Below are 13,077 nucleotides of genomic sequence, written 5' to 3' on the forward strand. Positions count from 1 at the left end.
GAAATGGGAAATTATTCACTTTTTATTTTTTTAAATTTATAAATTTAAAGTTTTTCAATTATGAACAAAAAGTTTCTAAATGTGATTCTGTTCAGTGCCTTGATGGTAGGCTCGGCAGGAACATTTGTTTCTTGTAAGGACTATGATGATGACATCAATGGCTTGCAAGAGCAAATCGATGCAAACAAAAAACAGATTGATGACATCCTTGCCGCAATCAATGGCAAGAAGTTTATTGAAAGCTACACTCCTGTGGAAGGAGGTTACTTGCTGACTTTTGCCGGCGGCGAAACCTTGACTATCAAGAATGGCGCTCAGGGTGCTCAAGGCGAGAAAGGTGACCAAGGTCTTCAGGGTATTCAAGGCCCGAAGGGTGAAACCGGGGCTACAATCGTTCCGAAGTTCAAGGTGGATGCCGAAAACTACTGGATGATCAGTGTGGACGAAGGCGAAACCTATGAGTATGTATTGAACGATGCCGGTCAGAAAATCAAGGCAAAAGGCGCGGACGGTACTAACGTAGATGTTGAAGAAGTTGTCGGCAACTATGTGAAGGTAGACGAAGAAGGCTATATCTGCATTGGCGAATATAGAACTTCATTCAAATACAATGTGAATATTCCGTCCATGATCTACAATGAAAAGGATGGAACTATGCAGGTTACAATCGACGGCCAGTCGTATACCTTGCTGATGGAAGGTTCTGCTTTCAACGGCTTGCAAACTATCGTATACAGGAAGCAGGCTGCCGATGACAAGAATGACTACGCTGTAGCCTACCAGTTGTATTATCCACAAAACGAAACAGATACGGATACTTTGTTTGCAGCAGTTCCTGCAAAGGCTTCTTTCAAAGTATATCCTTCTAAATTCTCAAAGAGCGATGCAGAACTCTTCTTCTCTGATACTTATCTGACAAGAGCTGCCGAACAACCGCAGCTGAATGTTTTGGATTGGGATTTCGACAAAGAACAAGAAGGTGTTATTTGGGTGAAGATGACTCCGGTAAACTTTAAGAATGCTCAGGATAAATATACTAATGGATGGGGAAGTATAACATGGTTTGACCCGACTACGGAAACAGAAATAACCAAGTGGGGAAATGTATCGCTGAATATCGGTGAAACATACAATAGCTATGCTACTTCTTTGGATGTCAAGATGTACGGACAATATGTTTCTGCATCAGACTACTTCAATGTGAAGTCTCAATATGCTTCTGCTAGTACAATAAAAAATGTACGCGTAAATGCAGAAGATAAAATACAGGAGTATTTCAGCCAGAACAGCCAAAGCGCTTATAGTATTGGTAGATTTGATTATAAAGCAACTTATAATTTGAACGATTCTATCAGTGCAGCCTTGAATTTGAATAACGGTGTACTGCTTGCTGATGCAGGCATTCAATTTGAGCAGAAGTTTGAATTGATTGATGAGAATGCAGAAAAGGAAATGTGGGGCGAAGTAATCAAGAAAGGTATCTTTGATGCAGAAAAGGTTGCCAAAGAAGGTATCCTGGCCGTTAAGGAAGAGTTGCAGCCGTCAGCTATCGATGAGTATGCCGTAGTTAAGGTTACTACTACCGTTAAGTCTCAGGTTAAGGATGTACACGATTTGGTTATTTACAACTATGTACTTGTACAAGCTGTACGTCCTGAAGTAGAACAAAGCATTGAGACTATCCAGTTGTCTCCGCTGGGCGATACTACATTCAATTTGGGCTATAAGACAAGCAACCAGATTGTGAAACTGGATGTTCGTGCATTCGAAACTGCTATCGGTGGTCGTGACATTCTGACTAACTATAGTTCTAACATAGTTTGGCCTCTGTACAAAGCTGTGTACAATGAATCAAAAGAATTGGTTAGATATGAACAAGCATTCAACAGCATTGAGAATTATCCTGCTGACAATGCATGGTCTGTAGATGTTCGTGTCAATCCAGACGAAGCATTCGTATGGTTCAAGAAAGCTCAGGGCAATGCAACCGACTCATTGTTCTTGTTCATCGGTCCTAAGACTAAAGTTGAGAAGAATACGTTCTATCTAATGTGGGAAAATGTTAAACACAATGGAATTTACACTCCGTATGCCGTAGAAAACCGGATTGATAACAAGTTCTTCATCACTACTATCAATGACCTTGCCGTGACTCGCAGCTTCGATGCTACTGTTAAAGAAGAATACAGCGCACAAACCATCATCGGTAAGTGGAATGCTGAAAAGACCAAATATACTCTGGAATCTAACAGCTTCTCTGATATGTACATTATCAAACCGGCTGACGCAGTTGCCAAGTATAATCTGGATGCCAACAAGCAGAATGCTTATGTGAAAGAACTGATGAACAAGGGTCAGCTTACATTTAACAATAACACTTACACCGTTAAGTTTGAGCCGAGCGTAGACGTAGCCAAGGTTAAGGAACTGAAGATTGACATTTATGATACTGAAGTTCATAAAGACAATTTCTACAGAACCGACACATGGACAGTGAAGAGCCCGCTGCAAGACTTCAAGAATACTGCAAACTTGGGCAAGCATTACGATCCTACTTTGGCCAAGGGTACAGTCATCAAGTTCCAGGAACTCGCTGCAACTGCATGGAAAAACCTGGTACTGAAAGATTATATCGATCAGACTATTGTCAGCTACAAGAACAAGCAATTGACAGAAGCAGCCAATGCAGCAGGACTGTATAGAACTAAAGACACATCTACCGGTCTGAAGTTCACGACTAACACCGAAGGCTGGACTATCAATGAAAACAATGAACTTGTATGCAACATTGACCCGACCGGTACAGTTTATACCAAGACTGTAACAGTGACAGTATCTTACAAGCACGACTGGGGCACAACATCATTCAACTTCACAATCGAAGTTATCAGAGACGTTAAACCCTAATTGACGGACAACGTACCTTCCACAACAGTGGAAGGACACTTATAAGGCGAGGCCATCTCAACTTTTATGTTGAGATGGCCTCTCTTTTTCAGCTTCCCTAAGATACAAAAAACAGGTTTTCACCTCCTCACAAGCTTCACCCTTCAAGCTTTCTCCCTATCCCACAGTCACTTCCGGTGAAACTTCTTTCCTCTTCACCTAATGCTCAGGGCTGTTTCATCTAAGGAAGCAAAGAGAGTGGTGCTGATGTATTCATTAGCGTGCTCATGCAGACTCCACATATAAGTGACCGACCCGGGTTGTTCAATCGAACGACACCGGTTGTTCAATCGAACGACACTGGTTGTTCAATCGAACGACCGTAGTCGTTCACTTGCAAAAAGACGGCTCCGGCCGAAATACGTAAGGCTATTTACACAATACACCCGGCTGTTTCATAGCGGAACAACCGGGTGTATCATATACATATCACAGACTCTCTCTTAGAAGAGATAAGCCGCAGAAACCTGCCAAGTCTTGTTCTTGGCACCAAAAGCCTTACCGGCCTCCGTCCACGTAAACGAGTCGCCCATCGGGAGCTGATAGGTGACCCCGAGCTGGAGATGCTTCAGCAGCTTCACACCGGCACCCAAGTTAAGCGCCACCTGCGACTTCTTGCGGTCGATGTTGTCTTTCTTCTTAAAATCGAAGAAGAAATCGGGACCGGCAGCCACATAGATTCCCAACAGGCTACCCAGCCCGATGGTATACTTCAGGTTGACGGGTACTTCCATACCGGTCTGCTTCACTTCGTCCTTGCCGCGCTGGGAGAAGAGCAAGGCACCGTCGATGCCCAGGCCTACAATGGGGATGGTCAATTCGGCCATCGGACCGATGAAGAAACCGGCGGAATTGTCCTTGTTTCCCTTATATCCGCCATCCCAGTCAATCTTCGTCATATTCACACCGCCTTTGACACCCCACTTCAACAGTTGGGCCTGTGCGGGCATAGCCATGAACATACAGCACGCGGCTATCACGAAAGCACTAAAAAACTTTTTCATAATTCATTGTGTTTAATATTATGGGACAAATATATGCAAAATCCTCCTAAAGGAACAATATCCACAAAAAATTGTTCGACAGCAGCGCACGGCTCGTTCATTTAGAGGAGTTAGAAGAAGTTATCTCCCTTCGGGCTCAGAAGTTAAAGGGAGTTATCAGCCGACAAGTCGGCTCAGGAGTTAAAGCCAATACTCCCGTGACTCCTTTAAACGAAAAAAAACGTGCTCATAACCAGCAAAAAGATAGGAAGCATGCACTGTATTTCCATTAATTTTCCCATCTTTGCGCTCGAAGCATTCATTTCTCCCTTAAACGACATCTATTATGAAAAGAAAAACAAACGGACGGAAAGAACCTCTCAACAGGCTCCGCAACAAGTGCCAAACAATTACAAAACGATTTTATATATGCTATATACTATTATTTTGCCTGCTCCCGGCCGTTTCGGGCATGTCGCCCGTTCAGGGTCTGCTGGAAAGAGTGGTGCCGGGCTCTTCGGGCAAGTTCGTCATAGAACAGAAATCCACCGCGGGCGAAGATTTCTTTGAACTGGACCAACAGGGAGAAAAGGTAGTCATCCGCGGAAACAACCCAATCAGCATTGCCGTAGGGCTGAACTGGTACCTGAAGTATCATGCAGGCATCCATCTGTCGTGGAACAACATGGTTGCCAAGCTTCCGGATGCGCTGCCTCCCGTGCTGCACAGAGAAAGGCACGAAACGGCCTCCGCCTATCGTTATGACTTCAACTATTGTACCTTCTCTTATACCATGGCTTTTTGGGATTGGGCACGTTGGGAACAAGAGCTCGACTGGATGGCACTGCACGGCATCAACCTGTCGCTGGCCCTGGTGGGCACAGATGCCGTCTGGCGCAACGTACTTTTCAGGCTGGGATATTCCAAAGCAGAAGTTAACGAGTTTGTGGCGGGTCCCGCCTTCCAGGCCTGGTGGCTGATGAACAACCTGGAGGGATGGGGCGGACCGAACACCGACTCATGGTATGAAGGCCGCATCGCACTGCAAAAGAAAATCCTGAAACGCATGCGTGAGTATGGCATCCACCCCGTATTGCCGGGATATTCGGGCATGCTTCCCCACAATGCCAAGGAGAAACTGGGAGTGAACGTGGCCGACCCGGGCAAGTGGTGCGGCTACAACCGCCCGGCCTTCCTGCAACCCACCGACGCCCGTTTCCAGGAGATAGCCGACTTGTATTACAAAGAGATGAACCGCCTGTTCGGCAAAGCCGACTTCTACAGCATGGACCCGTTCCACGAAGGCGGCAACGTGGCGGGAGTGGACCTGGACGCCGCCGGAAAAGCCATCTGGCAGGCAATGAAAAAGAACAGCCGGAACGCCGCCTGGGTGATTCAGGCATGGGGTGCCAATCCGCGGTCTGCAATGATACGCAACCTGCCGGAAGGAGACATGCTGGTGCTGGACCTTTACTCCGAAAGCCGTCCGCAATGGGGCGACCCCGAATCGTCCTGGTACCGGAAGAACGGATTCGACGGACACCGATGGCTCTATTGCATGCTGCTGAACTATGGCGGCAACGTGGGCCTGCACGGAAAGATGCAACACGTGATCGACGGATACTACAAAGCTGCCGGAAGCCCCTTCGGGAAGAGCCTGAAAGGTGTGGGAATGACGATGGAAGGCTCGGAGAACAATCCCGTCATGTACGAGCTGCTTTGCGAATTGCCCTGGCGGTCGTCCGCATTCTCCAAGGATGAGTGGCTGAAGGGATATATATCCGCCCGTTACGGCAAGTGTACGCCACGGCTGTGGGAGGCGTGGGTGTTGCTGGGAAACTCCATATACAATTGCCCTCCGCGCTCTACCCAGCAAGGCACACACGAATCCATCTTCTGCACCCGCCCTTCGCTGAAAGCTTATCAGGCTTCCTCGTGGTCGGAAATGTCCGACTACTACCGCCCGCACGATGTGATTCGCGCCGCCGCCCTGCTGCTGGAAGAAGCCGAAGAGTTTAAGGGAAACAACAACTTTGAATACGACCTGATTGACATCACCCGCCAGGCTGTGGCAGAAAAAGGACGCCTGATTTACAAAGTTATCCAAGCAGCTTATGAAGCAGAAGACAAACCGCTGCTCCGACAGGCTTCCGACCGTTTCCTCAAGCTACTTCTGCTGCAAGACCGCCTGCTTGCCACCCGTCCCGAATTCAAGGTAGGCAGCTGGATAGGACAAGCCCGCCGCCTGGGCGGCACACCGGCTGAAAAAGATTGGCTGGAGTGGAACGCCCGGGTACAAGTCACCACCTGGGGCAACCGCCAGGCTGCCGACGGGGGAGGCCTGCACGACTATGCCCATAAAGAGTGGAACGGCCTGCTGAAAGACTTCTACTACCTGCGCTGGAAAACCTGGCTCGACCGCCTGAACCTCCTGCCCGACCACGACCCCGCCGCCGACATAGACTATTATTCGCTGGAGGAACCCTGGACCTTGCAGCATGCCCCCTACCCTTCCGTCAAGGAAGGAGATTGCGTGGAAACAGCCAAAGCCGTGCAGCGCCTCTTGTCGGAAGAAACCGAAAATATCCGATAATCCTTAACCCAAACATACACTACAAATGAAATTGAACAAAATAGCATGCCTCTTACTCGTCGTGGCAAGCTGCCTGAGCTACCCGAACAGACTGAACAGTGCCGAACGTATCTATGACCTTGCCCGGATGGGGCTGAAACCCGACAGCCGGAAAAATGCCAGCCCCATACTGCAACGGGTCGTCAACCGCATCAAGGCCGAATGCAGTCCGGAAGACAGCATCGTACTGCGCTTTGCCAAGGGAAAGTATTTCTTCCATGAAGCAGGTGCCGCTACCCGCACCTACTACATCTCCAATCACGACCAGACCAACCCCAAGAAAGTGGGGATTGAACTGGAAGGCTTCAGGCACTTTACGCTGGAAGGCAACGGCGCCGAACTCATCTTCCACGGACGGATGCTCCCATTGGCACTGCTCCACTCCGCCCACTGCACCCTGCGCAATTTCAGTATCGACTTTGCCAATCCGCACATCACCCAGATCCGGGTGACAGAGAACAACGCCGAACGAGGCATCACGTTCATGCCCGCCCCGTGGGTGAAGTGGCGCATCTCCAAGGACTCGCTGTTCGAGGCCTACGGCGAGGGATGGCGTACACGCCCCACTTCGGGCATTGCCTTTGAAGAAGAAAAACGCCACATCGTCTACAACACCAGCGACCTCTACATGCAGACCAAAGGAGTGACCGCCACCCCGGCAGGCACCCTCACCGCCCCGCACTGGAAAGACAGCCGCCTCATACCGGGCACCGTGGTGGCCATGCGCACCTGGCACCGCCCCGCTCCCGGCATTTTTCTCCACCGGAACCTCAATACCGTGCTCGAGAATATAAAGGTGCATTATGCCGAAGGCATGGGACTGCTTGCCCAACTGTGCGAGAACATCACCCTCGATGCTTTCGGCGTCTGCCTGAAAGGAGCGGACGACCCGCGCTACTTCACCACCCAGGCCGACGCCACCCACTTCTCGGGCTGCAAAGGAAAAATCATCTCCTGCAACGGCCTATACGAAGGAATGATGGACGATGCCATCAACGTGCACGGCACTTACCTGAAGGTGGTAAACCGGATTGACGACCATACCCTCGTCGGACGATACATGCACGACCAGTCGTGGGGATTTGAATGGGGAGAACCGGGCGACAGCATCCAGTTTATCCGTTCGGCCACCATGGACATAATAGGGAAAACCAACCGGATAACCGGCATTTCTCCCACAGACAGGCAGGAAACGGCGGGAGTACGCGAGTTCAGGATTACTTTCCGCGACCCCATCGACCCGCAAATCTGCGAACAAGAAGGCTACGGCATCGAAAACCTCACCTGGACACCCGAAGTGGAATTCAAAGGAAACATCATCCGCAACAACCGGGCACGGGGTGCCTTGTTCAGTACTCCGCAAAGGGTAATCGTAGAAAACAATCTGTTCGACCATACTTCGGGAACAGCCATCCTCCTGTGCGGCGATTGCAACGGATGGTACGAGACAGGAGCCTGCCGCAACGTCGTCATCCGCAAGAACCGCTTCGTCAATGCGCTGACCAGCCAGTTCCAGTTCACCAACGCCATCATCTCCATCTATCCCGAAATACCCGATTTGGAGGGACAGCGGCAATACTTCCACGGAGGCAAGGAAGGCAGCATCCTTATCGAAGAGAATGAATTCGACACCTTCGACGCCCCCATCCTCTATGCCAAATCGGTGGACGGACTGACATTCCGGCACAACATCCTCAAAAAGAACAACGAATACAAGCCTTTCCACTGGAACCGGAGCCGCTTCCTGCTGGAGAAGACAAACCGGGTAAAAATAATGGAATAACACCCCGAACGTGAAGAACTTATGATAGAAATCAGAAAGACGCGACCTGCGGAAACAGAACTCCTGATGGACATCTTCGAGCAAGCAAAGCGCATCATGCGAAAAGACGGGAACATGAAACAATGGACGGGCAACTATCCCTCCCGCAAACTCGTCGCGACCGACATCGAACAAGGCAACAGCTACGTGTGCATTGACGACAACGGAGAAATCATCGGAACTTTTGCCTTCATCCGCGGAAACGACCCCACATATTCGCATATCTACGAAGGCGAATGGCTGGAAGACACGCTTCCATACGGTGTCATCCACCGGCTGGCAAGCACAGAACACAGCAAGGGAGTGGCCAATGCCTGCCTGCAATGGTGCTACGCGCAGCTTCCCAATCTGCGTGCAGATACCCATCGCGACAATCATATCCTTCAGCATATACTGAAGAAACACGGATTTCAATATTGCGGTATCATCTTTCTGGCCAATGGAGACGAACGGCTGGCGTACCAGAAAACAGAACAATAACTACTAAAAACATTTGGATATAGTTGCCGTCAAATTCCGTGACGCCGGCCATGACACAAAAGCGCCGCCAATCAGGACGATTGGCGGCGAGATGACACGTCTATTGGGGTTTACTACCATAAGGACGTAAATTTCTTTTTCAAGCTGTCCACTCCCATTCCCGTAAAATAATCTTCTATAAAGTCCCAGCGCTGTTCATCGGTCAACTTATCCGTCCCGAAGAAAAAGGAGAACAAGTCTATCTGCTCCTGGAATATCTGCTCGTTGGTGTCCAGAATCAGGTTGCGGTAATCGCCACGAAACGCAAGCTCCTGCAGGATTCCGGGGTCATTGAAACGGACGAATACGCAAGGCGTGCCGCCGCCCTCCACGCTGAACGATAGGCAGTCGAGCATGGAAAGCAGATTAAGGAGCATGTTCAAATCGGAGAAAGGCGTGCAATAAAACAGCAGACGTTTTCCTTTATTGCCCACTATACGTTGGCCGAACAGTTTCTGATAGCGCGACAGAAGCAAATCAAAGCCTTTGGTCACGGTAAAGGAAAGTTCATTGGAATCCTTCTTTTTCACGCTGCTGATGTAGCTTACGCTACGGCCTTCCTCCGTGCGGCTCTCGAGCAGGGAACCGATAAAGCGCTTGGCAGAGCGCACGTCCATGCCGTGCTCGGCAAAGACAGCCCGCAGCTCTTCTTCATCAAAACGTCCTTTCGACTTTATCAATGCTGTTTTCAGCATCGCCGTCAGGCTCTTGAACAAGGCATCCATCCGCTCACGGATGACAGCGGCATCTTCCTTCAACAGTACCTCATGCTTGCCTACGGACACGGCACGGGCACCTTCCCACAACGTTCCATTATTCAGTTTCTGCTTGAATTCCTTGTAGCCAAGCTCCGGGAAACGCTCTTCCCAAAGTGCTTCCAGACGTGCGACGTAAACCCCGTCCTCCCCTTCTACCTTTGTCAGATAGCCCCGGAATTCACGGGCAAAGACATCACCAGTCTTGTCCTGGACATATCCTTCGGTCAACAGATTCTTGGGGCTGATTTCAAGCAGATGCTTTCCATGACGCTGCATCAAGTCGTCTTCCAGCCAAAGCAAGGCGGTCTTGATGAGCTGTCCCAGCTCCGCTTCATATTCCAGCTTGTTCCTTGTACGCGGCAGCTTCACCACAAACTCGAAATCGGACAACGACACCATCATTTCCGGCTTCTCCCCTTTCATGCGATACACCTCCATGAGCTTTCTCAGGATAAGCACCAACTGCTCCTGGGCGATGTTCCCCGTCTGATGCAGACGCTTCATATAATAGAAGTCACGTTCATGGTAGTCGGTAGCGGCAATGCCGCGTATCTCCGCATCACGCGCGGCACGCCCTATCTCCTGGATATAGTCGACAAACGTACTGGATGGCGCTACATGGTACACGCGGTCTATGTCACTGATGTCCACTCCCATGCCAAAGGCTTTGGTGGCCACAATCAGTTTCTTGGTTCCTTCCTTGAACTCCTGCACAATGGCAGCTTTCTGTTCCTTCTCCTTCTTGCCATAATAGGAAGCCACCAGACGCCAGTCCGCAGGCTTCACCCACGTCTTCAGCCGCATGTCAATGCCACCGGCAAAAGGATAATAGAGCAATGACTTATGGCCGTCCAGGAAATCTTCGATACGCGCGGCAATCACGCGTTGCTTTGCCTTGTCGTATGTCTCTCCGGCTTCTATCTCCATCTGACGGATGTCAAAGCCTATATTCCGACGCTTCACCGTACCCACATAAAGCACGCAAGGCTCCATCTGCAGGGAACGGATGGTCTCGAATATCATATCGTTGCCCCCTTTCGGATTCCAGACGGCCGTGGCCGTCAACGCAAACAACGGAAAACCATAGCCGAGCGTCTGTTTCAAAGCAGTCAGGTAGCGCCCCAGGAACCAATAGTCCACGCGGAACTCCTTGCCCCATGTTGTTACCGTATGCGCCTCGTCGACCACCACCAGACCGATGCGGCGTTCGCCTACAAAATGCTTGATGTCGTAAGAAAGAAGCAATTCCGGCGAGAGATAGAACAAATCAATCTCGCCCTCGCGCACCTGCCGGTAAACCTCCTTTTTCTGTTCCGGCGACAAATCGGACGAGGCGTATGCCACGCGCGTATACCCCAGCTCTTGCAGACTTTCCACCTGGTCTACAATCAACGCCTTCAAAGGAGAGACTACGATTGTAAGCAGATTATACTCCTTCCCCAGATAGATGGCAGGAAGCTGGAACAACAAGGATTTTCCGGAACCGGTAGGAGCGGTCAACAAAATATTATCTACCTGCGCTTCACCTTTCCAGGCTTTCTCAGCCTCCAGTATGACGTTCTCTATCAGCTGTCCCTGCGAAATGCAGAGTTTCTCTTTTCCTTTGAACAAGTTATCGTAAATCTCAAGATTACGAAACTGTTCGTAGCCGTAAGTCTCCTTCAAAATCGTGTTTACGGTTTCGCGGCAGTTTTCAGGCAGATGCCTTTCCTTCAAATCCGGTAACCGGCGTGTTGTTGCTTCTTGTACATCCATCATTATTATAGGGGGGTATTAAAAAAAAAGAAGTAATTCTTCAACCATAGTTATCGGTTTTGGAATTACTTCTTCCTATGTTTCAAAATATTACCAGACATACCGGTAAGTTTTTTCTTTTAAAGCGTATCAATATTCCTCCTCGTTGAAGAAAAAGTCCTCTTTACTGGGATAATCGGGCCAAATATCTTCTATGCTTTCATAAATCTCGCCTTCATCTTCCATTTCCTGCAGATTCTCAATCACTTCAAGCGGAGCACCCGAACGCATGGCATAATCTATCAATTCATCCTTGGTTGCCGGCCAAGGGGCATCTTCCAATTTAGACGCCAATTCCAATGTCCAATACATAGTCTCTAGTATTAAAATGGTATATATTAAGTCCTACTTTTATTTTTTGGCAAAAGTATAACAATTTATTTCACATGCAACTATTATTCCAAAATATTTCATCTTTTTTGTCGTCTCGATTCATTTTACGAGAAAGGACGAACAAATAATCAGACAAACGATTCACGTAAGCCAGTAATTCCGAAGATATTTCCACTTGTTCGGCCAAAGCAAGAATCCGACGTTCGGCACGGCGGCAAACCGTACGGCAAACGTGACAGACTGACGCGCCGCGGCTTCCGCCGGGAAGAATAAAAGCTGAAAGAGAAGGCAAAAGGGCATCCAAACGGTCTATCTCCCGCTCCACCATTTCCACCTGCTCCCGGCTGATGACACTTGCCACTCTCAACTCCGTTTTCTCACGGTCGGTGGCCAGATGAGAGCCTACGGCAAAAAGCCTGTCCTGCACTTGCCGCAAAAAGTCTTTATCCTTCCCGTCAAGCAGGTATGTGATAAGAAGACCCAGATTGGAATTCAGTTCATCTACCGTACCGTATGCTTCGAGGCGGATATGCGTTTTGGATACACGGGTTCCGCCTACAAGAGAGGTGGTTCCTTTATCTCCGGTTTTTGTATATATCTTCATTGAGTTATAAGTTATGAGTTGCTTGTAACCTTTAAACGCCTAAAGATAATCAAAAGTTGACAATGTAGTCTTGTTTTATCTTTGTTTTATCGAAAAATATGATACCCAGGTCATACAGGTCGAACGTAATGCCCGCCCGTCCATCCTGCTTCATACGCTTCCAAAGGGCAAACATCTGCGGAGTGTAACGGATGCCTTCAATCACAAAGACAGACTTTCCTCCGGTACGGGCGGCACAGATACGGAAGACCTCCTCTACAAACCCGGGACGACGATAGTCGTGCAAATAAAGGAAATCGACGGGAACACCGCTCTCCAGAAAAAGTTCGGAAAGGTCGGAAGCCGAAGTATAATCCGCCCCCTCTTTTCCGGCTTTCAGATAGAGCGCAGAAGCGGCAAGCGTACCGGCATCCACAATGGTCTCCGGCTGGGCATAATTTACCAGACGGAACAGAAGACGTTTCACTTTCTTCGATTCGTACTTCCAGTATTTGTCTTTCTCCAATTCCAGTTGCTTCTGTGCCTTGACCAGCTCTTCATATTTATAATAAGCCGTACTTTCATAAATTACATGTGTAATCAGGTTAAAGGCAAAAGGAGAATGTACACCGTAGCCGCAACGGTGCCGGAAACGGTACAGCCATATAAAAGGCCGTTTTAGAGTAAGCAAAATACGATTCATTATT

9 protein-coding genes are annotated in these 13,077 nt (G+C 49.0%); 4 read left to right on the forward strand and 5 right to left on the reverse strand.

All coding sequences use genetic code 11. The features are described from left to right. The first annotated feature begins 60 nt into the window (after positions 1 to 60). Positions 61 to 2,907: a PL29 family lyase N-terminal domain-containing protein gene (locus E5355_RS13845; protein ID WP_136010833.1), complete on the forward strand. Its 2,847-nt coding sequence runs from the start codon at positions 61 to 63 to the stop codon at positions 2,905 to 2,907. A 482-nt stretch (positions 2,908 to 3,389) separates the two neighbouring features. Here the strand turns inward: E5355_RS13845 and E5355_RS13850 are convergent, their stop codons facing one another. Continuing rightward, positions 3,390 to 3,950, reverse strand: coding sequence for a porin family protein (locus E5355_RS13850; RefSeq protein WP_136010834.1), 561 nt, complete (start codon positions 3,948 to 3,950; stop codon positions 3,390 to 3,392). Between the two features lie 451 nt (positions 3,951 to 4,401). Between E5355_RS13850 and E5355_RS13855 the strand changes: the two genes are divergently transcribed. Genes E5355_RS13855 through E5355_RS13865 form a run of 3 tightly spaced genes read left to right on the forward strand, consistent with a single transcriptional unit; the run spans position 4,402 to position 8,863 of the window. Then, positions 4,402 to 6,522 carry an alpha-N-acetylglucosaminidase gene (locus tag E5355_RS13855; RefSeq protein WP_210434532.1) on the forward strand — a complete coding sequence of 707 codons (2,121 nt, stop codon included), beginning with the start codon at positions 4,402 to 4,404 and terminating at the stop codon, positions 6,520 to 6,522. 25 nt (positions 6,523 to 6,547) lie between these two features. Then, positions 6,548 to 8,344, forward strand: coding sequence for a right-handed parallel beta-helix repeat-containing protein (locus tag E5355_RS13860; RefSeq protein ID WP_136010836.1), 1,797 nt, complete (start codon positions 6,548 to 6,550; stop codon positions 8,342 to 8,344). A 21-nt stretch (positions 8,345 to 8,365) separates the two neighbouring features. Then, positions 8,366 to 8,863, forward strand: coding sequence for a GNAT family N-acetyltransferase (locus tag E5355_RS13865; RefSeq protein ID WP_136010837.1), 498 nt, complete (start codon positions 8,366 to 8,368; stop codon positions 8,861 to 8,863). 113 nt (positions 8,864 to 8,976) lie between these two features. Here E5355_RS13865 and E5355_RS13870 read toward each other — a convergent pair whose 3' ends face one another. The 4 genes from E5355_RS13870 to E5355_RS13885 form a co-directional block, all read right to left on the reverse strand. Further along, positions 8,977 to 11,415: a DEAD/DEAH box helicase gene (locus E5355_RS13870; protein WP_136010853.1), complete on the reverse strand. Its 2,439-nt coding sequence runs from the start codon at positions 11,413 to 11,415 to the stop codon at positions 8,977 to 8,979. Positions 11,416 to 11,544: 129 nt separating this feature from the next. After that, positions 11,545 to 11,766 (reverse strand): DUF2795 domain-containing protein, encoded by a 222-nt coding sequence (locus E5355_RS13875; RefSeq protein ID WP_002558131.1) that lies wholly within the window; start codon positions 11,764 to 11,766, stop codon positions 11,545 to 11,547. A 70-nt stretch (positions 11,767 to 11,836) separates the two neighbouring features. Next, entirely contained in the window at positions 11,837 to 12,391 is a 555-nt protein-coding gene (locus E5355_RS13880; protein ID WP_136010838.1) for a cob(I)yrinic acid a,c-diamide adenosyltransferase, read from the reverse strand. Between the two features lie 49 nt (positions 12,392 to 12,440). Beyond that, entirely contained in the window at positions 12,441 to 13,073 is a 633-nt protein-coding gene (locus E5355_RS13885) for a hypothetical protein (RefSeq protein WP_136010839.1), read from the reverse strand. Between the last annotated feature and the right edge of the window lie 4 nt (positions 13,074 to 13,077).

Source organism: Bacteroides muris (ex Afrizal et al. 2022) (assembly GCF_004793475.1).
GTDB lineage: Bacteria > Bacteroidota > Bacteroidia > Bacteroidales > Bacteroidaceae > Bacteroides > Bacteroides muris.

What these genes read in the sequence shown, in the direction of transcription:
- E5355_RS13845 (WP_136010833.1), top strand. Translation starts at nt 61, where the DNA reads ATGAACAAAAAGTTTCTAAATGTGATTCTGTTCAGTGCCTTGATGGTA.
- E5355_RS13850 (WP_136010834.1), bottom strand. Translation starts at nt 3,950, where the DNA reads ATGAAAAAGTTTTTTAGTGCTTTCGTGATAGCCGCGTGCTGTATGTTC.
- E5355_RS13855 (WP_210434532.1), top strand. Translation starts at nt 4,402, where the DNA reads ATGTCGCCCGTTCAGGGTCTGCTGGAAAGAGTGGTGCCGGGCTCTTCG.
- E5355_RS13860 (WP_136010836.1), top strand. Translation starts at nt 6,548, where the DNA reads ATGAAATTGAACAAAATAGCATGCCTCTTACTCGTCGTGGCAAGCTGC.
- E5355_RS13865 (WP_136010837.1), top strand. Translation starts at nt 8,366, where the DNA reads ATGATAGAAATCAGAAAGACGCGACCTGCGGAAACAGAACTCCTGATG.
- E5355_RS13870 (WP_136010853.1), bottom strand. Translation starts at nt 11,415, where the DNA reads ATGGATGTACAAGAAGCAACAACACGCCGGTTACCGGATTTGAAGGAA.
- E5355_RS13875 (WP_002558131.1), bottom strand. Translation starts at nt 11,766, where the DNA reads ATGTATTGGACATTGGAATTGGCGTCTAAATTGGAAGATGCCCCTTGG.
- E5355_RS13880 (WP_136010838.1), bottom strand. Translation starts at nt 12,391, where the DNA reads ATGAAGATATATACAAAAACCGGAGATAAAGGAACCACCTCTCTTGTA.
- E5355_RS13885 (WP_136010839.1), bottom strand. Translation starts at nt 13,073, where the DNA reads ATGAATCGTATTTTGCTTACTCTAAAACGGCCTTTTATATGGCTGTAC.